Source organism: Pseudazoarcus sp. NS20, from assembly GCF_059703745.1.
Map to the genome: position 1 here is coordinate 601,507 of NZ_BAAKIY010000001.1, position 20,364 is coordinate 621,870.

General features: G+C 65.9%; 16 protein-coding genes. 9 read left to right on the top strand and 7 right to left on the bottom strand.

Going from position 1 to position 20,364, the window contains the following annotated elements:
* Positions 1–67 precede the first annotated feature (67 nt).
* Positions 68–5,635: an excinuclease ABC subunit UvrA gene (gene uvrA / locus AC6H0W_RS02910; protein ID WP_497575613.1), complete on the top strand. Its 5,568-nt coding sequence runs from the start codon at positions 68–70 to the stop codon at positions 5,633–5,635.
* Complete coding sequence (locus AC6H0W_RS02915; protein ID WP_497575614.1) at positions 5,632–6,321, top strand: cytochrome b/b6 domain-containing protein; 690 nt, start codon at positions 5,632–5,634, stop codon at positions 6,319–6,321. Before uvrA ends, AC6H0W_RS02915 begins: the two co-directional genes overlap by 4 nt.
* Before the next feature lie 63 nt (positions 6,322–6,384).
* Here the strand turns inward: AC6H0W_RS02915 and AC6H0W_RS02920 are convergent, their stop codons facing one another.
* The gene (locus tag AC6H0W_RS02920; RefSeq protein WP_497575615.1) at positions 6,385–6,855 is read right to left on the bottom strand and encodes a c-type cytochrome; all 471 of its coding nucleotides are present in this window, start codon (positions 6,853–6,855) and stop codon (positions 6,385–6,387) included.
* A 178-nt stretch (positions 6,856–7,033) separates the two neighbouring features.
* Positions 7,034–8,512 carry a DegQ family serine endoprotease gene (locus tag AC6H0W_RS02925; protein WP_497575616.1) on the bottom strand — a complete coding sequence of 493 codons (1,479 nt, stop codon included), beginning with the start codon at positions 8,510–8,512 and terminating at the stop codon, positions 7,034–7,036.
* Between the two features lie 183 nt (positions 8,513–8,695).
* Here AC6H0W_RS02925 and AC6H0W_RS02930 point away from each other — a divergent pair, with 183 nt between their 5' ends.
* Both AC6H0W_RS02930 and AC6H0W_RS02935 read left to right on the top strand, forming a co-directional pair.
* Positions 8,696–9,637: a LysR substrate-binding domain-containing protein gene (locus AC6H0W_RS02930; RefSeq protein WP_497575617.1), complete on the top strand. Its 942-nt coding sequence runs from the start codon at positions 8,696–8,698 to the stop codon at positions 9,635–9,637.
* 125 nt (positions 9,638–9,762) lie between these two features.
* Positions 9,763–10,236 carry a Dps family protein gene (locus AC6H0W_RS02935; protein ID WP_497575618.1) on the top strand — a complete coding sequence of 158 codons (474 nt, stop codon included), beginning with the start codon at positions 9,763–9,765 and terminating at the stop codon, positions 10,234–10,236.
* Between the two features lie 76 nt (positions 10,237–10,312).
* On the opposite strand, the gene AC6H0W_RS02940 is transcribed toward AC6H0W_RS02935, so the two are convergent.
* The 4 genes from AC6H0W_RS02940 to AC6H0W_RS02955 all read right to left on the bottom strand — a co-directional run bounded on the left by AC6H0W_RS02940 (position 10,313) and on the right by AC6H0W_RS02955 (position 15,603).
* On the bottom strand, positions 10,313–12,859 hold the full coding sequence (locus tag AC6H0W_RS02940) for a DNA topoisomerase III (protein ID WP_497575619.1): 2,547 nt from the start codon (positions 12,857–12,859) through the stop codon (positions 10,313–10,315).
* A 128-nt stretch (positions 12,860–12,987) separates the two neighbouring features.
* Positions 12,988–13,452 (bottom strand): Smg family protein, encoded by a 465-nt coding sequence (locus AC6H0W_RS02945; protein WP_497575620.1) that lies wholly within the window; start codon positions 13,450–13,452, stop codon positions 12,988–12,990.
* Positions 13,453–13,468: 16 nt separating this feature from the next.
* Positions 13,469–14,554, bottom strand: a complete 1,086-nt coding sequence (gene dprA / locus AC6H0W_RS02950) for a DNA-processing protein DprA (protein WP_497575621.1) — start codon at positions 14,552–14,554, stop codon at positions 13,469–13,471.
* Complete coding sequence (locus AC6H0W_RS02955) at positions 14,554–15,603, bottom strand: LysM peptidoglycan-binding domain-containing protein (protein ID WP_497575622.1); 1,050 nt, start codon at positions 15,601–15,603, stop codon at positions 14,554–14,556. Before AC6H0W_RS02955 ends, dprA begins: the two co-directional genes overlap by 1 nt.
* A gap of 166 nt (positions 15,604–15,769) precedes the next feature.
* Between AC6H0W_RS02955 and def the strand changes: the two genes are divergently transcribed.
* From def to AC6H0W_RS02980, 5 genes are all read left to right on the top strand, one after another.
* Positions 15,770–16,273, top strand: a complete 504-nt coding sequence (def, locus tag AC6H0W_RS02960; protein WP_497575623.1) for a peptide deformylase — start codon at positions 15,770–15,772, stop codon at positions 16,271–16,273.
* On the top strand, positions 16,273–17,220 hold the full coding sequence (gene fmt, locus AC6H0W_RS02965) for a methionyl-tRNA formyltransferase (RefSeq protein ID WP_497575624.1): 948 nt from the start codon (positions 16,273–16,275) through the stop codon (positions 17,218–17,220). The genes def and fmt overlap by 1 nt, the downstream gene beginning before the upstream one ends.
* A 58-nt stretch (positions 17,221–17,278) precedes the next feature.
* The gene (gene htpX, locus AC6H0W_RS02970) at positions 17,279–18,115 is read left to right on the top strand and encodes a zinc metalloprotease HtpX (RefSeq protein WP_497575625.1); all 837 of its coding nucleotides are present in this window, start codon (positions 17,279–17,281) and stop codon (positions 18,113–18,115) included.
* A gap of 197 nt (positions 18,116–18,312) precedes the next feature.
* Complete coding sequence (gene mobB, locus AC6H0W_RS02975) at positions 18,313–18,840, top strand: molybdopterin-guanine dinucleotide biosynthesis protein B (protein ID WP_497575626.1); 528 nt, start codon at positions 18,313–18,315, stop codon at positions 18,838–18,840.
* 46 nt (positions 18,841–18,886) lie between these two features.
* Positions 18,887–19,591, top strand: a complete 705-nt coding sequence (locus AC6H0W_RS02980; protein ID WP_497575627.1) for a Rieske (2Fe-2S) protein — start codon at positions 18,887–18,889, stop codon at positions 19,589–19,591.
* An 11-nt stretch (positions 19,592–19,602) separates the two neighbouring features.
* On the opposite strand, the gene AC6H0W_RS02985 is transcribed toward AC6H0W_RS02980, so the two are convergent.
* Positions 19,603–20,268 carry an ankyrin repeat domain-containing protein gene (locus AC6H0W_RS02985; RefSeq protein ID WP_497575628.1) on the bottom strand — a complete coding sequence of 222 codons (666 nt, stop codon included), beginning with the start codon at positions 20,266–20,268 and terminating at the stop codon, positions 19,603–19,605.
* Positions 20,269–20,364 lie beyond the last annotated feature (96 nt).

Sequence of the window (20,364 nt, forward strand, 5' to 3'; positions counted from 1 at the left end):
GACACAGCGGGAACCGCTCGCCGGGCGATAGAATCAGAATCCGCTTCCCACCCCTTCCGGCCCCCTCATGTCCGACTCCATCCGCATCCGCGGTGCCCGCCAGAACAATCTGCGCGACCTCTCGCTCGACATTCCGCTCAACGAGCTGACGGTGGTCACGGGGGTGTCCGGCTCGGGCAAATCCTCGCTGGTGTTCGACACCCTCTACGCCGAGGGCCAGCGGCGCTATGTCGAGACCTTCTCGCCCTACGCGCGGCAGTTTCTCGACCGGCAGGACAAGCCGCAGGTGGACCGCATCGAGGGCGTGCCGCCGGCGATTGCCATCGACCAGACCAACCCGGTGCGCAGTTCGCGCTCGACGGTCGGCACCATGACCGAGCTGTCGGACCACTTCAAGCTGCTGTACGCCCGCGCGGCGCATCTGCACTGCCGCGGCTGTGGCTGCGTGGTGCGGCGTGACGACCCCGAGAGTGTTTCGCGCGCGCTGGCCGAGCGCAGCAAGGCCGATGACCCGCGGCTGGTGCTGAGCTTCCCCGTGCCGGTACCGAAGAACTTCAGCGAAGCCGAAGTGGAAGGCCTGCTGGCGGCGCAGGGCTACACCCGCATCCAGGCACGCGAAGAGGGCGCCGACGGCGACGTGTTGCACGTGGTGCAGGACCGCTTCCGTTTCTCCAACGCCGAGCCTTCGCGCGTGGCCGAAGCCATCGAAACCGCCTTGTCGCGCGGCAAGGGCCGCATGAGCGTGCATGCCGGCGAGGCCGATGTGTGGCGCTTCTCCACCGATCTGCACTGCGCCGATTGCGACATCCACTATTCCGACCCCACTCCGGGGCTGTTCTCGTTCAACTCGCCGATTGGTGCGTGCGAGGTGTGTCGCGGCTTCGGCCGCGTCATCGGGGTGGATTTCGGCCTGGTGGTGCCGGACGAATCGAAGACGCTGCGCGAAGGCGCGGTGAAGCCCTGGCAATCCAAGAGCTACGCCGAAAGCCAGACCGACATGGAGAAGATGGCGCCCAAATACGGCGTGCCGCTGGACGTGCCCTTTCGCGAGCTGTCGGCCGAGCACCGCCGCTGGGTGCTGGAGGGCGACGACACCTGGAAGAGCTGGCAATCATCCTGGCCGAAGAAGTGGTACGGCGTGCGCCACTTCTTCGATTGGCTCGAGACCAAGGCCTACAAGATGCATATCCGCGTGTTGCTGTCGCGTTATCGCAGCTACACGCAGTGCCCGGCCTGCCACGGCGCGCGCCTGAAACCCGAGGCGCTGTTGTGGCGGCTGGGCGGGCACGCCGATCAGAGCGGCGCGGCGATTCACGAATTGATGAGCAAGCCAGTGGCGCGCGTGCGCGAGTTCGTCGACGGGCTGGAACTGCCCAAGCCGCTGGACGAAGCCACCGAGCTGCTGCTGGGCGAGGTGCGCGGCCGGCTCGATTACCTCGACCGCGTCGGCTTGAGCTACCTCACGCTGGATCGCCAGTCGCGCACGCTGTCGGGCGGCGAAGTGCAGCGCATCAACCTCACCACCGCGCTGGGCACTTCGCTGGTGAACACGCTGTTCGTACTCGACGAACCGAGCATTGGCCTGCACCCGCGCGACATCGACCGCATTCTGGGCGTGATGACGCGCCTGCGCGACGCCGGCAACACGCTGGTGGTGGTCGAGCACGACCCGCAGATCATGTTCGCCGCCGACCGCCTGCTGGACATCGGCCCCGGCCCTGGTGAGCGCGGCGGCCACATCGTCGCCTACGCCCCGCCGGCCGAAGTGGCGGCGGACAAGGATTCACTCACCGGCGCCTATCTGGCCGGCCGCAAGCGTGTGGACATCGGCCGCGTGGCCCGCCCGGTCACGCGCGATACGCCGCGGCTGACGCTGCGCAGTGCGCGCCTGCACAACCTGCGCGGCATCGACGTGGCCTTTCCGCTGGGCAACTTGGTGTGCGTTTCGGGCGTGTCCGGCTCGGGTAAATCCACCTTGATGCAGGACGTGCTGCACCCGGTGCTGGCTCGCCACTTCGGCGAAAGCGTGTCGTCCGAACTGCCGCCGGACGCCTGCGCCGGCCTGGATGGTGTCGAGCATCTGGCCGGTGTGGTGCTGGTCGATCAGTCGCCCATCGGCAAGAGCGCGCGCTCCATGCCGGTGAGCCACGTCGGCGCGTGGGACGCCATCCGCAAGCGCTACGCCGCGCTGCCCGAGGCCAAGGCGCGCGGCTACACGCCCGGCACCTTCAGCTTCAACACCGGCACCGGGCGCTGCCCGACCTGCAACGGCTCGGGCTTCGAGCATGTCGAGATGCAGTTCTTGTCCGACGTCTATCTGCGTTGCCCGGACTGCGACGGCAAGCGTTACCGCCCTGAAGTGCTGGAGCTGGAATGGCGCGGCAAGTCGGTGTCCGACGTGCTGGAGATGACGGTTTCCGAAGCTCTGGTTTTCTTCGAAGGCGAGAAGGATGCCCTCGCCGCGCTGGCGCCGCTGGCCGACGTGGGGCTGGAGTACGTGCGGCTGGGTCAGCCCGTGCCGACCCTGTCGGGCGGTGAGGCGCAGCGCCTGAAACTCGCCGCCCACTTAGCGGAAGCCGCTGCCAAGGCTGGCAAGAAGGCCCGCGCCGGCAAGAACGAGCGCCTGCTGTTCCTGTTCGACGAGCCCACCACCGGGCTGCATTTCTCCGACGTGGCGACATTGCTGGGTGCTTTCGACAAGCTGCTCGACGCTGGCCACGCGGTGGTGGTGATCGAGCACAACCTTGACGTGCTGCTGGCGGCTGACTGGCTGATCGACCTCGGCCCGGAAGGCGGCGAAGACGGCGGCGCATTGGTGGCCGAAGGCACGCCGCAACAGGTGATGAAGGTGGCCGCCTCGCATACCGGCCGTGCCATGCAGGAGTACCTCGCCGCGCTTGATACGCTGGCCACCACGCCCAAGGCGGCCGAGGCCACGCCGCGCTACCGCGCCCTGCCCGCGCCGGCCATCGGCATCCGCCACGCACGCGAGCACAACCTCAAGAACGTTAGCCTGGACATCCCGCGCGACAAGCTCACGGTGATCACCGGGCTGTCCGGCTCGGGCAAATCGACGCTGGCCTTCGACATCGTGTTCGGCGAGGGGCAGCGCCGTTATCTGGAGTCGCTCAACGCCTACGCGCGCCAGTTCGTGCAGCCGGCGGCGCGGCCGGATGTCGAGCGCCTCACCGGCATCCCGCCCACGGTGGCCATCGAGCAGCGCACCAGCCGTGGCGGGCGCAAGAGCACGGTCGGCACGCTGACCGAAATCCAGCCCTTCCTGCGCCTGCTCTACGTCAAGCTCGGCACGCAGTACTGCCCCACCTGCGAGGTGCCGGTGGTGCCGCAGAGCTTCGACGCCATTGCCGCGCAGGTGGCCAAGGACTTCGCCGGCAAGTCGGTGGAGGTGCTGGCGCCGCTGATCGTCAACCGCAAGGGCTTGTACACCGATCTCGCCAAGTGGGCGCGCGGCAAGGGCTTCGAGCAATTGCGCGTGGATGGCGAATACCTGCCCACCACCAAATGGCCGCGCCTCGACCGCTACAAGGAACACGTCATCGACCTGCCGGTGGGCATGGTGGTGGCACAGAGCAAGAACGAAGGGCGCCTGCGCGAACTGCTGCAGACCGCGCTGGAGCACGGCAAGGGCGTGGTGAAGGTGCTCGAGCTTGGCGCGCTGGGCGCCCAGCCGGCCACCTTCTCGACGCTGCGCGCCTGCCCGTGCTGCGGCACCAGCTTCCCAGAGCCGGACCCGCGCCTGTTCTCGTACAACGCCAAGCATGGCTGGTGCCCGAGTTGCTTCGGCACGGGGCTCAAGGTGAGCGGCCGCGTCGAAGACCCGAATGCGCTCGATCTGGCCGACGACGAGCACGTGGCCGATGAAACCTGCCCGGCGTGCGATGGCGCACGCCTCAACCCGGTGGCGCGCGCCGTGCGCTTCCGCGACCTGGGCATTCACGAGCTGTCGTCGTTCGCGGTGGACAAGGTGTCGGGCTTCTTCGAGGCTATTTCGCTGGCCGGGCGCGAGGCCGACATCGGCCGTGATCTGGTGAGCGAAATCAAAGGCCGTCTGGAATTCCTGCACAAGGTGGGCTTGGGCTATCTCGCGCTCGACCGCGCCGCACCCACGCTGTCGGGCGGCGAGGCGCAGCGCATCCGCCTGGCCGCGCAGCTCGGCTCCAATCTGCGCGGCGTGTGCTACATCCTCGACGAGCCCACCATCGGCCTGCACCCGCGCGACAACCGCCTGCTGCTCGACACGCTCGAAGCTCTGCGTGATCGCGGCAACACGCTGCTGGTGGTGGAGCACGACGAAGACACCATTCGCCGTGCCGACCACGTCATCGACCTCGGCCCCGGCGCGGGCGTGCGCGGCGGGCAGGTCACCGCCTCGGGCACGCTGGAAGACCTCAAAGCCGCGCCGGCTTCGGCCACCGGCGCCTGCCTGCGTGCGCCGCTGGTGCATCCGCTGCATCCGCGCCGCGGGGTGGCAGACGATCACCCCTCGATCACGGTGAAGGGCGCCACGCTGCACAACCTCAAGGGCGTGGCTGCACGCGTGCCACTCGGGCGGCTGACGGTGGTCACCGGCGTCTCCGGCTCGGGCAAATCGACACTGGCGCGCGACGTGCTGCTGGCCAACCTGCAGCGCGAAGTGCTGGCGGCCGGCAAGTCGGGCCGCAAGGCTGCGGCGGCGCCGACCAATGCTGAAGCCGGCAAGCTCGTCGGCTGCGAGGCCATCGACGGCTGGCGGCAAGTGGGCCGCGTACTCGAGGTGGACCAGACCCCCATCGGCAAGACGCCGCGCTCGTGCCCGGCCACCTACGTGGGCTTCTGGGACACCATCCGCAAGCTGTTCGCGGAAACCTTCGACGCCAAGACGCGTGGCTGGAACGCCTCGCGCTTCTCGTTCAACACCGGCGGCGGGCGCTGCCCGGTGTGCGACGGCCAGGGCCAGGTCACCGTCGAGATGAACTTCCTACCCGACGTGAAGCTGCCGTGTGAAGCCTGCGGCGGTAAACGCTTCAACGCCGAGACGCTGGCGGTGGAATGGCGCGGCAAGTCGGCGGCGGACGTGCTGAACATGCCGGTGGAAGACGCGGTGGAGTTCTTCGCCGCGCATCCGTCCATCGCCCACCCGCTGAAGCTGCTGCAGGACGTCGGGCTGGGCTACCTCACGCTGGGCCAGCCCAGCCCCACCTTGTCGGGCGGCGAGGCGCAGCGCATCAAGTTGGTGACCGAGCTCTCCAAGGTACGCGGCCGCGCCGGCGAATCCGAAGCCACCGGCGGTCGCCCGCTGCCGCCCGAGAAGCACACGCTGTATGTGCTGGATGAGCCCACCGTGGGCCTGCACATGGCCGACGTGGAGAAGCTCATCCACGTGCTGCACCGGCTGGCGGATGCGGGCCATACCGTGCTGGTGATCGAACATGATCTGGACGTGATGGCCGAAGCCGATTGGCTCATCGACTTGGGCCCGGAAGGTGGCGATGGCGGCGGCGAGATCGTCGCGCAAGGGCCAGTGGAAACTGTTTGTGCCTCGAAACGGTCGCATACGGCACGTATCCTCGGCGAATTTCTTGCACAGCGTCGCGCCGGGGCGACCAAATCGAACTCCAAGGAGTCTTCTGCATGAGCGAACGCCTGATCCGCGTGTGGGACCTGCCGGTCCGGATGTTCCATTGGCTGCTGATGGCGCTGGTGGCGGGGTCCATCATCACCGTCAAGACGGGCGGCCTGATGGTGTGGCACGGGCGCTTCGGCCAGGCCATTCTCGGCCTGATCGTGTTCCGCATCGTGTGGGGGCTGATTGGCTCACGTACCGCGCGTTTCGCCAGTTTCGTGCGCGGCCCGGGCGCCATCCGCGAGTATCTGGCGGGGCGTTGGGCGGGCATCGGCCACAATCCCATCGGCGCTCTTTCGGTGCTGGCGCTCCTGGGGCTGATCGGCTTTCAGGCGGTGAGCGGTTTGTTCACCGATGACGCGGTGTCGTTCCGCGGGCCGATGGCGGCGGCGGTGTCGAATGCCACGGTGTCGCAGATGAGCGACTGGCACAAGCTCACCGAGTGGTACATCTACGGCCTGATCGCGCTGCATGTGGCGGCCGTGCTTTGGTACACCCAAGTGCACAAGGAGGTGTTGGTCAAACCGATGATCACCGGGCGCAAGGCCGTGCCGGTGGATGCGCGCTATGTAGAAAACACCGGTGGTGGCGCGCTGCGCTTTGCCGTGGCGCTGGCCATTGCGCTGGCCGTGGTGTGGGTTACCAGCGGCGTGTTCAACCCGCCTCCGCCTCCGCCGGCGCCCGACCTAGGCTGGTAATGACCGGAATCGCCATGAAAAACGGCCACCCGTGGGTGGCCGTTTTCGCTTTGCAGGTGGGCTTCAGCGTGCCGGGCCGCGGAAGTTGTCGTGACAGGCTTTGCACGACTTGCCGACTTCGGCGAATTGTGCAGCCACTGCAGCTTTGTCACCATTGGCGGCGACTTCCTGCAGTTTGTTCGCTTGTTGCACGAAGTTGGTTGCTACTTCACGTACTTTCTCTTGCTCGGTGAAGAACTCGGGCTTCAGGCGGGTTTCGGCCCAGCCGGTGCCCTTTTCGGTGCCAGGAGCGAACAGGGCGCCCATGCCGGAGTTGGCCACGGAGGCGATGACGTTGGCGGCTGCCACGACGCGAGCCTGGTCATATTGCTCGGCTTCGAGCTGAGCCTTGATGTTGCCCATGTTCCAGCCCATGAAGGCATAGCCCGACTGGCGGTACTTGATCATGTCCGAGGTGGATACCTGAGCCATGGCGGTGGCGCTGACGGCAATGGCAGTCAGGCCGAGGGCCGCTGCAAGCAGGGATTTCTTCATGTTATTGCTCCTGTGAGTTGTCGAGAGGTGGCCGCCGCGGTGCAGCAACGGCGAAAAGACCATGCCGTATGGCTTTGGTTCGAATCTATCCGAACTGCTCGTACGCTCGCAATCGTCATTTGGAGGTGGGCACAAGAAAACGGCCGGCATGCAGCCGGCCGCTTTCGGTGACGAGCACTTAGTCCAGCGTGACGGCGAGGAAGATCCGCCCGTCATCGCGCTGCACCAGCAGGGCGAAACGTTTTCCGGCGCTGTCCACCCGCGCGTGCAGTTCAGCAACGTTGGCGACGCCTTGGTTGTTCAGGGCCAGTACGATGTCGCCGCTGCGCAGGCCGGCCTTGGCGGCCGGGCCGGACACGTTCTCGACCAGCACGCCGCCCGGAATGCCCAGACGCCCCGCTTCGGTCGGGTCGATGTTGCGCCCGCGCAGGCCGAGCTTGCCGACCTCCTGATCGGGCTGCGGCTGCGGCGTGGCATTCGGTGCGGCTGCGCCCTCTTCGCTGGGCATTTCGTCGAGGGTAGCGGTGATGCGCTTGCTCGACTTGTCACGCCACACGTCCATGCGCACACGCGTGCCGGGGCGTTTCTCGCCGATGATGCGTGGCAGATCGGCCGAATCGGCCACTCGCGTGCCATCCACGCCGGTGATGATGTCACCCGGCTGCAAGCCGGCCTTGGCGGCCGCGGAGTCGGGCTCGATGCGCGCCACCAGCGCGCCATGCGGCTCGGACAGACCGAAGTTCTGTGCCAGCTCCTTGTCGACCGGCTGAATCAGCACGCCGAGGCGGCCACGCTGCACGCGGCCGAACTCCACCAACTGATCCTTGACGTTGAGCGCCACGTCGATGGGAATCGCGAAGGAGATGCCCATGAAGCCGCCCGAGCGCGAGTAGATCTGGGCGTTGATGCCGATCACTTCACCTGTCAGGTTGAACAGCGGCCCGCCCGAGTTGCCGGGGTTGATGGCGACGTCGGTCTGGATGAACGGCACGTAGGTTTCGCTCGGCAGGCGGCGTGCCTTGGCCGAGATGATGCCGGCGGTGACGGTGGAATCGAAGCCAAAGGGCGAGCCCACGGCCACCACCCATTCACCCACGCGGGATTGCTCCGGGTTGCCGAGCTTCACGGTGGGGAGATCCTTGGCGTCGATTTTCAGCACCGCAATGTCGGTGCGCGGGTCGGCACCGATGACCTTGGCCGTGAACTCGCGGCGATCAAGCAGACGCACGGTGACTTCGGTGTCGGTGCCGCGCTCGCTCACCACGTGGGCATTGGTCAGCACGTAACCGTCCGCACTGATGATGAAACCCGAGCCGATGCCACGGCTGATCTGAGGGCTGGGGGCCTGCCCGCCCGGGCCGCCCTGGCCCGGCATGTTCGGCATGGGCACGCCGAAGCGCCGCAGCAAATCGAACATCGGATCTTCGGCGAAGGGGTTGGAGGCGCTGGCGGCACGGGTATGCACCACGCTGATGTTCACCACCGCCGGCGACACCTCGGCGACCAGATCGCCGAAATCGGGCAGCCCGAAGCGATTGGGCTTGACCAGTTGCTGGCTCTCCGCCGGGGCTGCGAACGCGTGCGGCGCGACGCTGCCGAACGTCATGCCGGCGACGATGCAAAAGGTGACGAGGCTCTTGAAACTCGGGGTGCGCATGGATGTTGATCCTTTAAGAGTGTTGCGAACGCGAGGCAGTAGACGCACGCGCTTGAAGAGCGTTCCCGCAGCGCCACAGCACTTCGTGCGTGCAGCGGCGCGGCAAGCTGGCGTATGCTTCAAACGATGGCCTTTTGGCGTCGCCCATGCCTTTGGCGCGATGCCGCGACAGGAGCTTTGCCCATGACCTTAACCGACCTGCGCTACCTCGTTGCCCTGGCACGCGAGCGCCATTTCGGCCGCGCGGCCGAAAGTTGTCACGTCAGTCAGCCTACGCTTTCGGTCGCCATCAAGAAGGTCGAAGACGAACTCGGTGTGCAATTGTTCGAGCGCAGTGCCACCGAGGTCAAGATCACCGCCGTCGGTCAGCGCATCGTCAATCAGGCCGAAAAAGTGCTGGTCGAGGCCGCGCTCATCCCGGAAATCGCGGCGGCCGGCAAGGATCCGTTGTCCGGCCCGCTGCGCATCGGCGCCATCTACACCATCGGCCCTTATTTGCTGCCGCGCCTGATTCCGCTGATGCGCAAGCATGCGCCGCGCATGCCGCTGGTGATCCAGGAAAACTTCACCCACGTGCTGGTCGAGCAGCTCAAGCGGGGCGAGCTGGATGTGGTGATCCTGTCGTTGCCGTTCGAGGAAGCCGGCGTGGTGGCGCAGCCGCTGTACGACGAGCCCTTCCGCGTGCTGCTGCCGGCCGGGCACGCCTGGGCCAGCGAGCAGCACATCGAGGCCGACAAGCTGGCGGATGATCAGCTGTTGCTGCTGGGCGCCGGCAATTGCTTTCGCGATCAGGTTCTGGAAGTCTGCCCGCAGTGTCGCAACGTCGGCGGCTTGCAGCGCACGCTGGAGGGCAGCTCGCTCGAAACCATCCGCTACATGGTGGCCACCGGCCTAGGGGTCACCATCCTGCCCAGCTCCGCCGCCGACGGTCTGCAAGAGAACAACGCGCTGGTGGCCGTGCGCCCGTTTGCCGACCCGGAGCCGACGCGGCGGGTCGCGCTGGCGTGGCGCGTCACTTACCCGCGCAGTGGCGCCATCGACGTGGTACGCCAAGCCATTCTGGAATGCGGTTTGCCGGGTGTGCGCCCGATCGGACGCATGCACGTCGAAGAAGCTGCGGCCTGAGCGCTGCGATAGCGGCCCGCGATGGGCCCTGTCAGTGCGTTCAATTGGTGAGCCGTCGGTGTGTTGAGTAAGATGATTTCAAGGTCGCCTGTGCAACGGGCGGCGATTTCTTCACGGAGGAATGTATGGATATCGATATCGGAATCGGCAAGAAAGATCGTGCGCAAATTGCCGACGGCCTGTCGCGCCTGCTCGCCGACAGCTACACGCTGTACCTGACCACCCACAACTTCCACTGGAACGTCACCGGCCCGATGTTCAACACCCTGCACCTGATGTTCGAGGGGCAGTACACCGAGCTTGCGCTGGCCGTCGATTCGATTGCCGAGCGGATTCGTGCCCTGGGCTTCCCGGCGCCGGGCACCTACGCCGAGTTCGTCAAGCTCAGCAGTCTGAAGGAGCCCAAGGGCGTGCCGTCGGCTGAAGACATGATCCGTCATCTGGTTAAGGGCCATGAAACGGTGATCAAGACCGCGCGCAGCCTGATGCCGGTGGTGGATGCCGCCAGCGACGAGCCCAGCGCCGATCTGCTGACGCAGCGCATGCAGTTGCACGAGAAAACCGCGTGGATGCTGCGTAGCCTGCTCGAAACCAAATAAAGCCGCTGCACTCGCCTTGAAAACAAGAAGGCCCTGCCGGTGACGGCAGGGCCTTCTTTATTGGGTGAGCCAAGCTTCAGGTTTTGGCTTTGGCGACACGCTTTTTCTTCGGAGCCTCGGCAGCGTCGCCCGCTGCCTTGTCCCTCTCTTTTGCGCCTTCCTTGGCACCGGCTTTGGGCTTGCGCGGCTCGAATTCGAAGCCGACCTTGCCGTCCTTGCCGCGCACCAGAAACGCCGAGAACTTGCGGCGCGTGCGGCTCGAGACGAAGCCCTTGAGCAACTCGGTCTTGCCGTCGGTGAGCAGTTTCACCATCTGCTCGCGCTCGATCGGCTGCTGCAGGATGATCTTGCCGGAGCGGAAGTCGCAGTTCTTTTCGGGGCCGACGGATTTCTCGCACACGTAGGCCATGCCGTGCTCGAAGACGCGGCTCTGACATTTCGGGCACGGCCCGAGGGGCTGCTGATCCGAGAAATCCGGTGCCTCAGCCTCTTCACCCTCTTTCGGCTGACCGAAATCGAACTCGGGCTGCTGCTCGTCGTTGAGCTTGATCTCGGCGTTGAAGGCGCGGCCCATCTTGCTGCGGAAGCCCATCAGCGGGCCGACGCGGCGCTCGGTCAGCAGGGTTTCGATCTCTTCGATCTCGAACTGGCGGCTGGCGACGATCTTCCAGGCGCTCCAGTCGCACTTCTGGCAGGCGAACTTCTTGTAGTTTTCTTTCACCACGCCGCCGCATTTCGGGCACGGTGCCTTCAGCGTGGCGAAGTCGCCGGGAATGGTGTCGGATTCATAACGCTTGGCCTTCTCGACGATCTCGCGCGCCATCTCGGCGATTTCGCCCATGAAGGCTTCGCGCGACAGCTCGCCGCGCTCCATGCGGGCAAGCTTGTGCTCCCAGCCACCAGTCAGTTCCGGCGAGGTCAGCGAGCTCACGCCCAGGCCCTTGAGCAGCGTGATGAGCGAGAAGGCCTTGGCGGTGGGGATCAGCTCGCGGCCTTCGCGCAGGATGTACTGCTCGGTGATCAGCCCTTCGATGGTCTGCGCGCGCGTGGCTGGCGTGCCGAGGCCGCGTTCGCTCATGGCGGCGCGCAGCTCCTCGTCATCCACCATCTTGCCGGCGCCTTCCATGGCCGACAGTAGCGTGGCTTCGTTGTAGCGCGCGGGCGGCTTGGTCTGCAGTGACTTCACGGCGATGTCGTCGGTGCTGACTTTCTCGCGCTGATCGACGGCCACCAGTTGGTCGCCGCCGCCTTCTTCCGACACGGCTTCCTTGCCGTAGATGGCGAGCCAGCCCGGCTTCACCAGCACCTTGCCCTCGGTCTTGAAGGCATGGCCTTCGACGCGGGTGATGCGCGTGGTGACGCGGAACTCCGCCGCCGGGAAGAACACCGCGAGAAAGCGCTTCACGACCAGGTCGTACAGCTTCTGCTCGGGTTCGGACAGGCTCTTCGGCGCCACGCCGGTGGGGATGATGGCGAAGTGATCGGAGATCTTGGCGTTGTTGAAGATGCGCTTGTTCGGCTTGACCCAGTCGTTCTTGACGATCTCGTTGGCGAACGGGGCGTAGGCCTGCGGCAGCTCGCGCAGCACGTCCTTGACGGTGGCGACGTAGTCTTCTGGCAGCGCACGCGCATCGGTACGCGGATAGGTCAGCACCTTGTGGCGCTCGTACAGCGCCTGCGCCAGCTGCAGCGTGGCGCGCGCCGAGAAGCCGAAGCGGCCGTTGGCTTCGCGCTGCAGGCTGGTGAGGTCGAACAGCAGCGGCGACATCTGCGTCGACGGCTTGGCCTCTTCGGTGACTTCGCCCGGCTTGCCTTCGCATTTGGCGCGGATGCCTTCGGCGGTGTCCTTCTCCCACAGGCGGAAAGCGGTGGCGTGTTCGTCGCCCTCGGGTTTCTTGAAACCTTCGTCGAACCAGCGGCCGACATACGTGCCGGCCTTGCAGCCGAATTCGGCTTCGATTTCCCAGTAATCGCGGGACTTGAACTTGCGGATGCGGTTTTCGCGCTCCACCACGATGGCCAGCGTCGGCGTCTGCACGCGCCCGACGGTGGTCAGGTGGAAGCCGCCGCTCTTCGAGTTGAAGGCGGTCATGGCGCGCGTGCCGTTGATGCCCACCAGCCAGTCGGACTCGGCGCGGCACACCGCAGCTGAGCGCAGGCCTTCGACCTCTGCCGCGCTGCGCAGGCTGGCAAAGCCGTCGCGGATCGCGGCCGGCGTCATCGATTGCAGCCACAGGCGCTGGATCGGCTTCTTGGTCTTGGAGTGCTCGACGATGAAGTTGAAGATCAACTCGCCTTCACGTCCCGCGTCACATGCATTGATGAGGCCTTCGACGTCCTTGCGCTTGATCAGCCGGGTGAGCAGCTTAAGGCGGTCGTCGGTTTTCTCGATGGGTTTGAGCGCGAAGTGCGGCGGGATCATCGGCAGATGGGCGAAGGTCCATTTGCCGCGTTTGACTTCGAATTCTTCGGGCACGGCCAGCTCGAGCAGGTGGCCGACCGCCGAGGACAGGACGTAGTGCTCCGACTCGAAGTAGTCCTTTTCCTTGGTGAAACCGCCCAGTGCGCGGGCGATGTCCTGCGCGACCGAGGGTTTTTCCGCGATGATCAGTTGCTTGCTCATGCCAGTGGGCTAGCCTTGCGGGAGCCTGCGGCCCCCTTCAATTGATTGAGGCTGGCGAAATCGCCAGCCGTACGCGGCGCATGATAAGCAGGCCGCTTCGGCGCGTGCAAGCGCGCTACCGGAATTGTTTACTGCAGCAGCGCGTCGTCGGCGTCTTCCGCGCCGGTCAGCAACTCGTCGAGAATCAGCACGTCGAGGGGGCGTTCCTGCTGCCACAGAACCATCAGCACGATGACCTTGAGGCGGTGGATGTCCAGCCGGAAGCCTTCGAGTGCAAGGGCGCGGCCGATGACGAACTCGCGTGTGGCAGCGTCTAGGGCGCCGCTGTTCTCGAGAAACGCCAGAAAACCGCGGCATTCGACATCCAGACGTGCCTCTTCGTCGGCCGTGAAGATGCGCATCGAATCGGCTTGGGGTTCCAGCGCCATCGGTTCGGTGGCGACATCGCGCAGTTCGGAAAGCCAGCTCAGCGCTTCGGAAATCTCTTCATCGTCGAAACCGGCGTCGGACAGCGTGCCGACGAGCTCTTCGTCGGCCTGGACGGATTCGGGATGCAGATCGTTTTCGAAGAGATAGACGAGGATGTCGAACATGGAAATGGGAGCGGAATCAGAGGCGCTGGAAGCGGGAGCCGGGAAGACTGCCGACGCGGCCTTCGAGTTCCAGCGCGAGCAGGATGGCGTACAGCGCATCCAGCGTCAAGCCGCAACGCTCGACGAGCGCCTCCGGGGTGACCGGGTCAAAGCCCATCGCTTCAAGCACTGCGGCAGCCTGAGGGTCCGCCGGCGGCGGCGCTGTTTGCGTTGGCGCAGTGGCGGCGCGCGGGGTACTCCAGCGCAGTTCGTCCAGCACGTCGGCGGCGGTCTCGACCAGCTTTGCGCCATCGCGAATCAGGCGGTGGCTGCCGCGCGACAGGGGTGAATGGATGGAGCCGGGGATGGCCATCACCTCGCGCCCGTTCTCGCCGGCCAGGCGCGCGGTGATAAGCGAGCCGCTGTCGGTGGCCGCCTCCACCACCAGCACGCCGCGCGCCAGCCCGGCAATGATGCGGTTGCGGCGCGGAAAGTTGTGCGCAACGGGCGGGGTGCCGAGTGGGAATTCACTGACGATGGCGCCGCGTGCGGCGATCTGATGCGCCAGATCGCGATTGCGTGCTGGATAGACGCGGTCGGCCCCGGTGCCGATGACCGCCACCGTCTTGCCTTGTGGGGCTTCCAGCGCCCCGCGGTGCGCGGCGGTGTCGATGCCCATGGCGAGGCCGCTGACGATGGTGAGGCCGGCGTCAGCAAGGCTGCGCGCGAACGCGCGGGCGTTGTCCATGCCTTGTGGCGTGGCGGAGCGGGCGCCGACCATGGCCAGCATGGGTTGATCGAACAGCGTTGCATCGCCCACCACGTAGAGCACGCTGGGCGGGTCGGAGATTTCGAGCAGTGCCGAGGGGTAGTTGGCGTCTGCCAGGGTGATCAGGTGATGATGCGGCTCGGACAACCAGGCCAGCGTGGTTTCGAGCAGCGCGGCATCCGGGCCGGCCAGCAGCCGGTCTGCCGCGGTTTGGCCGGCAACGCTGACCAGATTGGTGCGAGCGGTGTCGAGAACCTGTTCAGGCGGCCCGAAGGCCGCCAGCAAGGCGCGTTGCGTGGCGGCACTGACGCCCGGCACCAAGGTCAGGCGCAGCCACGCCGAGTGATCGCTCATCAAGGGCGACGCACGAGGTCTCCCACGGAGACATGGCCGTCGGTATCCATCACCAGAGCGTAGGCGACGCGGTTGAAGACGCGGAAGACGAAGGCGGCGCCGTAGCGCTGGTTCGGCAGTTCGAAGCTTTCCTTGGTCGTGGAATCGCCTTTGTAGGTGATTGCGCCGCGCACGCGGTGCAGGGCCACTACATGACCCACTTCGAGATTGTCGTCGGCGCCGAGGTTCAGCGTCACGACGTGGTGACGGCCGGTTTCGGCAACGCCGCGATAGATGCCGATTACGCGCCCGTCGATCTCGTGCGTCGTGGCGTGCGGCACGTAAGACAGGATGCGCGGCTGATCGATGCGCAGCAGGCGGTCGTTGGGGCCGATTTCTTCGACCGCCGTGACCACTTTCAAGGTGGCGGGAACGTTGTTGCCGTTTGCAGAGACGCGGGCGGCTTCGGTGACGCGGGCCTCACCCAGGTAATGCGCCTCGTAAGCGAGCACTTCGTTGGTGACCGGATCGACAAGCGGACGGGCTGGGCGGAAGATCTGCCAGGCCTCGACGCCGGGCTCAATGTCCTTGGCGAAGATGGTGTCGCCCTCGCCCGTATACACGCGCTGATTTTCGGCGGCGATGACGGTGCCCGCGCCGGCCAGGTCCGCATCGTCGACGATCAGCTGGCGTGCCAGGAACGGTTCGATATCGGCCAGCGGAATGCTCGGGATGGCCCGCGCTACCGGCTCGGAGTGAACTTGCGGCGAAAGGCGCTGGTCGGTGAGTACGCGCCCGATCGACAGGCGCCCGCTGGCGCGGTCGAGCACGATGACCTGGCCCGGGTAGATCAGGTGCGGGTTCTTAACCTCGTCGCGGTTCATCTGCCACACTTCGGGCCAGCGCCACGGCTGTTGCAGGAAGCGCTTCGAGATGTCCCACAGCGTGTCGCCGCGCTTGACCGTGTAGGTGTCGGGGGCGTTGGGGTGGATCGCCTCGGCTTGGGCGAAGGCCGGGCTCGCGAAGAGGGTCGCGGCGGCGCACAGAAGAGGGAATATAATGCGGGTCATCATCCGATTCCGTAACAGGCAAGTGAGCTGCGAGGCCGGAACCCCGGCACCGTCAAAAGCATCCAACCCGCGGGCTCATTCCTGTGCCCGGTAAGGCTACGCGGCTGGCATGCCGCGAGCGAAACCGATTCTGCACGTAAAAACCACCAACCGGCAAGCATTCAAAATGGCGCTTCTTCCCATCCTGCGATATCCCGATCCGAGGCTGCATAAAAAGGCCGCTCCGGTTGCCGTCGTTGATGATGGCATCCGCAAGCTGGTGGCCGACATGGCCGAGACCATGTACGAGGCGCCGGGCATCGGTCTGGCTGCCACGCAAGTCAATGTACACAAGCGTGTGGTGGTCATCGACGTCACCGAGGATCACACCGGCCTGATGGCCTTCATCAACCCTGAAATTCTCGAAAAATCGGGCGAACAGGTGTGCGAGGAAGGATGCCTGTCGGTGCCGGGCATCTACGAGAAAGTCACGCGCGCGGCCGAGGTACGGGTGGCGGCACTCAACGAGAAGGGCGAGCGCTTCGAGCTGGAAGCCGATGGCCTGCTCGCAGTGTGCATCCAGCACGAAATCGATCACCTTGATGGCAAGGTCTTCGTCGAGCACCTGTCGCAGCTCAAGCAGACGCGCATCAAGGGCAAGCTCGTCAAGCGGTCGCGGATCACTGCCTGATGGCGCGCGATTTGCGCGTCGCGTTCGCCGGCACGCCGGAGTTCGCAGCGGTGACGCTGCGCGCCATTCTGGCTGCCGGCTTCGAAGTGCCGCTGGTGCTCACCCAGCCGGACCGCCCCGCCGGTCGCGGCATGAAGCTCACCCCGAGCCCGGTCAAGCGCGTTGCGCTGGACGCCGGCATTGCCGTCGATCAGCCTGAAAAGCTGCGCACGCCCGAGCAGCGCATGGCGCTTGCCGATTGCGCGCCGGATGTGCTGGTGGTGGCGGCCTACGGCATCATTCTGCCGCCCGAGGCGCTGAGCATTCCGCGCCTGGGATGCCTCAACATCCACGCCTCGCTGCTGCCGCGCTGGCGCGGCGCGGCGCCCATTCACCGTGCCATCGAAGCCGGCGACGCGCAGACGGGCATCACCATCATGCAGATGGATGAAGGCCTCGATACTGGCGCAATGCTGCTCGAGCGCGCCCTTGTCATCGCCCCGCACGACACCACCGGCAGTCTGCACGACCGTCTGGCGGTGCTGGGTGGCGAGATGATCGTCGAAGCGCTGCACGCCCTGTCTGCCGGGCCTCTGCTCGCCACGCCGCAACCCGAAGCGGGCGTGACCTACGCCGCCAAGATCGCCAAGGCCGAGAGCGCCATCGACTGGCGCGAGCCCGCCGAGGTGCTGGATCGGCGCGTGCGCGCGTTCGACCCCTTCCCTGGTGCCGTGTCGGATCTGCGCGGTACGCCGGTCAAAATCTGGCGCGCCAGCGTGGTGGCCAGCCGAGGGGCTCCCGGTGAAGTGCTGGCGGCGGATGCCGAGGGTGTGGTGATTGCGTGCGGCGACGGTGCCTTGTGCGTCACCGAGCTGCAGAGGCCGGGCAGCCGGCGCATGGGGGCCGAGGAGTTTCTGCGTGGTTTCGCACTGACGGCCGGCGAGCGCTTCGTTTCCGCGAGCAATTGAAACCGGCCGGCGGGCGCCCCATCTAAGAGCCGTTACCCCACTCGCGAAGGAAACGCTGATGTTCGGAAACTGGATCAAGACTTCGATGCTGATGGCCGGCATCGTCGCGCTGTTCGGCGCCGTGGGCGCGATGATCGGCGGTCAGCAGGGCATGCTGCTGGCGCTGCTGTTTGGCGGCGCGACCAATCTGTGGGCGTACTGGTTCTCGGACAAGATGGTGCTGCGCATGTACAAGGCGCGCGAAGTGGATGAGACCAATTCGCCCTACCTGTACAACATGGTGCGCGAGCTTGCGCAGCGGGCTGATCTGCCGATGCCCAAGGTGTACATCATCGACGAGCAGCAGCCCAATGCCTTCGCCACCGGGCGCAATCCAGACAACGCCGCCGTGGCAGCCACCACCGGCATCATCCGCATGCTTTCCGAGCGCGAGCTGCGGGGTGTGATGGCGCATGAGCTGGCGCACGTGAAGAACCGCGACATCCTGATTTCGACCATGTCGGCCACTGTGGCCGGTGCCATTTCGGTGTTGGCGCAGTTCGGCATGTTCTTCGGCGGCCGCGGCGAAGATCGCCCTCATCCGGCGCTGGCGATTCTGGTGATGATTCTCGCCCCGATTGCGGCGATGATCATCCAGATGGCGATTTCACGCACCCGTGAATTCGGTGCCGACCGCGGCGGTGCCGAGATTTCCGGCGACCCGCTGGCGCTCGCCAGTGCGCTCGCCAAGATCGACTCCTACGCCCGGGGCATCCCCATGGAAACCGCCGAGCGCCACCCCGAGACGGGCCAGATGATGATCATGAACCCGCTCTCCGGCGGCATGCGCGGCCTGTTCTCCACCCACCCCGATACGCGCGAGCGAATCGTCCGCCTGGAAGCGATGGCGCGTTGATCGCCGTTGGCGATGTGCCGGGCGGTCGCGGCCGGTAATGAGTGATCGGCGGTGGCTCGGGTATCATTCGCGGATTCCACCGCCGCCCCTGGCCGGCCGCCGTTCGGCGAGGCAGAGTCGGACGCACGCTGCTATACATCAAGGATCCACATGAAGCTCCAGCCCTTTACCGTTTGTTTGCCCGCAGGAGTCGTGCCGTGCAGGTAATGGGTTTTGCGGGTTGGTCCGGCAGCGGCAAGACCACGCTCATCGAGCGCGTCGTGCGCGAACTGACCGCGCGCGGGGTGGTGACCTCGCTGATCAAACACGCGCACCATGAATTCGACGTCGATCAGCCCGGCAAGGATTCATGGCGCCACCGTCAGGCCGGTTGCAAGGAAGTGGTCGTAAGCTCGAGCAATCGCTGGGTGTTGATGCACGAACTGCGCAATGCCGAGCCGGAAATGTCGCTCGACGCCCTGCTGGGCAAGCTGTCGGACTGCGACATCGCGCTGATCGAGGGCTTCAAGCGTGCTTCAATCGACAAGATCGAGATCTATCGTGAAGAGGCGTGCGAGTCCTTGATGTTCCCCGACGACCCGAACATCGTCGCAGTGGCGACGGATTCGCCTGACCTGGACACCGGCGGCTTGCCGCGTCTTGATCTGAATGATCCGGCGGCCGTGGCTGCGTTCATTGAAGGCCATTGTCTCGGCCGCCGTGAGGCCGTAAGCCGCGCAGGGTGAGCACGGCGCGCGACGAGCGCGTCACCGGCGCCTGTGGAGTGAAGCCATGGACCGTCGCGCTTTCGTCAAAGGGTGTTCGATCAGTGCCGGCCTGTTTGCCGGCGGGGCGCTCAGCCTGCCGGCCACCGCGTCGCTGCAGAATTACGGCCGCGTGCAACTGCTGGACGACCAGGGACTGCCACTCAAGGCTGCGGCCGTGATCGCCGGCGAGCAGTACGTCTTCAATTATCCTTTCCCCGCCACCCCGTGTTTCCTGATCAACCTTGGCCGCCCGGTCGAGGCGCGCAAGACCTTGCAGACCGTCTCCGGAACACGCTACGACTGGCCCGGCGGCGTGGGGCCGCAGCGCTCGCTGGTGGCATATTCGGCAATCTGCGCACACAAGATGACGCACCCCACCCCCGCCATCACCCATATTTCGTTCCGCCCGGCGCGCACGGATGCCGAGCCGATGGCGGGTGTCATCAGTTGTTGCTCCGAGAACAGCCGCTACGACCCGGCCACCGGCGCAGCGGTGCTTGACGGGCCGGCGGATCAGCCCTTGGCGGCCATCGTGCTGGAGCACGATGCGGGTAGCGATGGCCTGTATGCCGTGGGCACACTCGGGGGCGAGATGTTCCAGCGTTTCTTCAAGGCCTTTGGTGCGCGGCTGAGCCTGCAGTACCCGAGGGGCAACGCGGCCCAGCCGCTGGCTGGCGAGGTGCGTGTGCAGCGGCTGGAGGAATTCTGCGCGAACGTCGTGACGTGCTGATGCGGGCCGCGTCAGCGGGTGGGCAACGCATTCTTCAGCAGCGCGAGCAGCTCCGGGCGATTGCTGCGCTCGGCGAGCGTCATGGCGGTGTTGCCGGCGTCGTCGGTGGCCTGCGGATCGAGGCCGAGTTCCAGCAGGGCGCGCATCATGTCGACGTCTGCGCGGTCGGTGGCGTGCATCAGCAGGTTCCAGCCGTACACGTCGCGTGTTTGTGGGTCCGCGCCCAGGCGCACGAGGGCCTGCACGCTCGCCACGTGGCCTTTCGCGGTGGCCAGCAGAAGCGGGCTCCAGCCGTGGCGCACGCGATGATCGGGGTCGGCCCCGGCCTGCACCAGTGTCTGGATGATGTCGGTCTGACCGGCCACGGCCGCGTACATTAACGCGGTGCCGCCTTTCGGGTTGCCGCGATCGACGACGGCGCCGTATTGCAGCAACATGCGGACGATGTCGAGTTGGCCGGTTTCGGCGGCATGCATCAATGCCGTCTTGCCGCGTGATTCGCCGTCTTCGCTGACCGCTTCGGGCGAAACGCCTTGATCGAGCAGAATGGCCACGCGGGCGGGTTGATGGTCGAGGATGGCGCGCAGCAGCACCTGCCCGGACGAGGCCAGCGCAATCGAGGCGCTTGCGCACAGACACAGCAGCAGCAAGGCCGAACGGCCGGATTTGAAATGCATCGCCCCCTCCGAAGCGCTTCGGCAGGGTTTGATTATAGGAGCCGCAGGCGCGCCGCCAAGGCCACCGCCCTGCGCGCTGGAAGTGACAAGGAGTTT

Excerpts from the sequence above, each read along its gene's own strand:
- AC6H0W_RS02925 (WP_497575616.1), bottom strand. The coding sequence starts at position 8,512 with ATGCGCACCCCGAGTTTCAAGAGCCTCGTCACCTTTTGCATCGTCGCC.
- AC6H0W_RS02980 (WP_497575627.1), top strand. The coding sequence starts at position 18,887 with ATGGACCGTCGCGCTTTCGTCAAAGGGTGTTCGATCAGTGCCGGCCTG.
- htpX (WP_497575625.1), top strand. The coding sequence starts at position 17,279 with ATGTTCGGAAACTGGATCAAGACTTCGATGCTGATGGCCGGCATCGTC.
- AC6H0W_RS02955 (WP_497575622.1), bottom strand. The coding sequence starts at position 15,603 with ATGACCCGCATTATATTCCCTCTTCTGTGCGCCGCCGCGACCCTCTTC.
- AC6H0W_RS02915 (WP_497575614.1), top strand. The coding sequence starts at position 5,632 with ATGAGCGAACGCCTGATCCGCGTGTGGGACCTGCCGGTCCGGATGTTC.
- AC6H0W_RS02920 (WP_497575615.1), bottom strand. The coding sequence starts at position 6,855 with ATGAAGAAATCCCTGCTTGCAGCGGCCCTCGGCCTGACTGCCATTGCC.
- def (WP_497575623.1), top strand. The coding sequence starts at position 15,770 with ATGGCGCTTCTTCCCATCCTGCGATATCCCGATCCGAGGCTGCATAAA.
- AC6H0W_RS02935 (WP_497575618.1), top strand. The coding sequence starts at position 9,763 with ATGGATATCGATATCGGAATCGGCAAGAAAGATCGTGCGCAAATTGCC.
- AC6H0W_RS02930 (WP_497575617.1), top strand. The coding sequence starts at position 8,696 with ATGACCTTAACCGACCTGCGCTACCTCGTTGCCCTGGCACGCGAGCGC.
- uvrA (WP_497575613.1), top strand. The coding sequence starts at position 68 with ATGTCCGACTCCATCCGCATCCGCGGTGCCCGCCAGAACAATCTGCGC.
- AC6H0W_RS02940 (WP_497575619.1), bottom strand. The coding sequence starts at position 12,859 with ATGAGCAAGCAACTGATCATCGCGGAAAAACCCTCGGTCGCGCAGGAC.
- AC6H0W_RS02945 (WP_497575620.1), bottom strand. The coding sequence starts at position 13,452 with ATGTTCGACATCCTCGTCTATCTCTTCGAAAACGATCTGCATCCCGAA.
- fmt (WP_497575624.1), top strand. The coding sequence starts at position 16,273 with ATGGCGCGCGATTTGCGCGTCGCGTTCGCCGGCACGCCGGAGTTCGCA.
- dprA (WP_497575621.1), bottom strand. The coding sequence starts at position 14,554 with ATGAGCGATCACTCGGCGTGGCTGCGCCTGACCTTGGTGCCGGGCGTC.
- AC6H0W_RS02985 (WP_497575628.1), bottom strand. The coding sequence starts at position 20,268 with ATGCATTTCAAATCCGGCCGTTCGGCCTTGCTGCTGCTGTGTCTGTGC.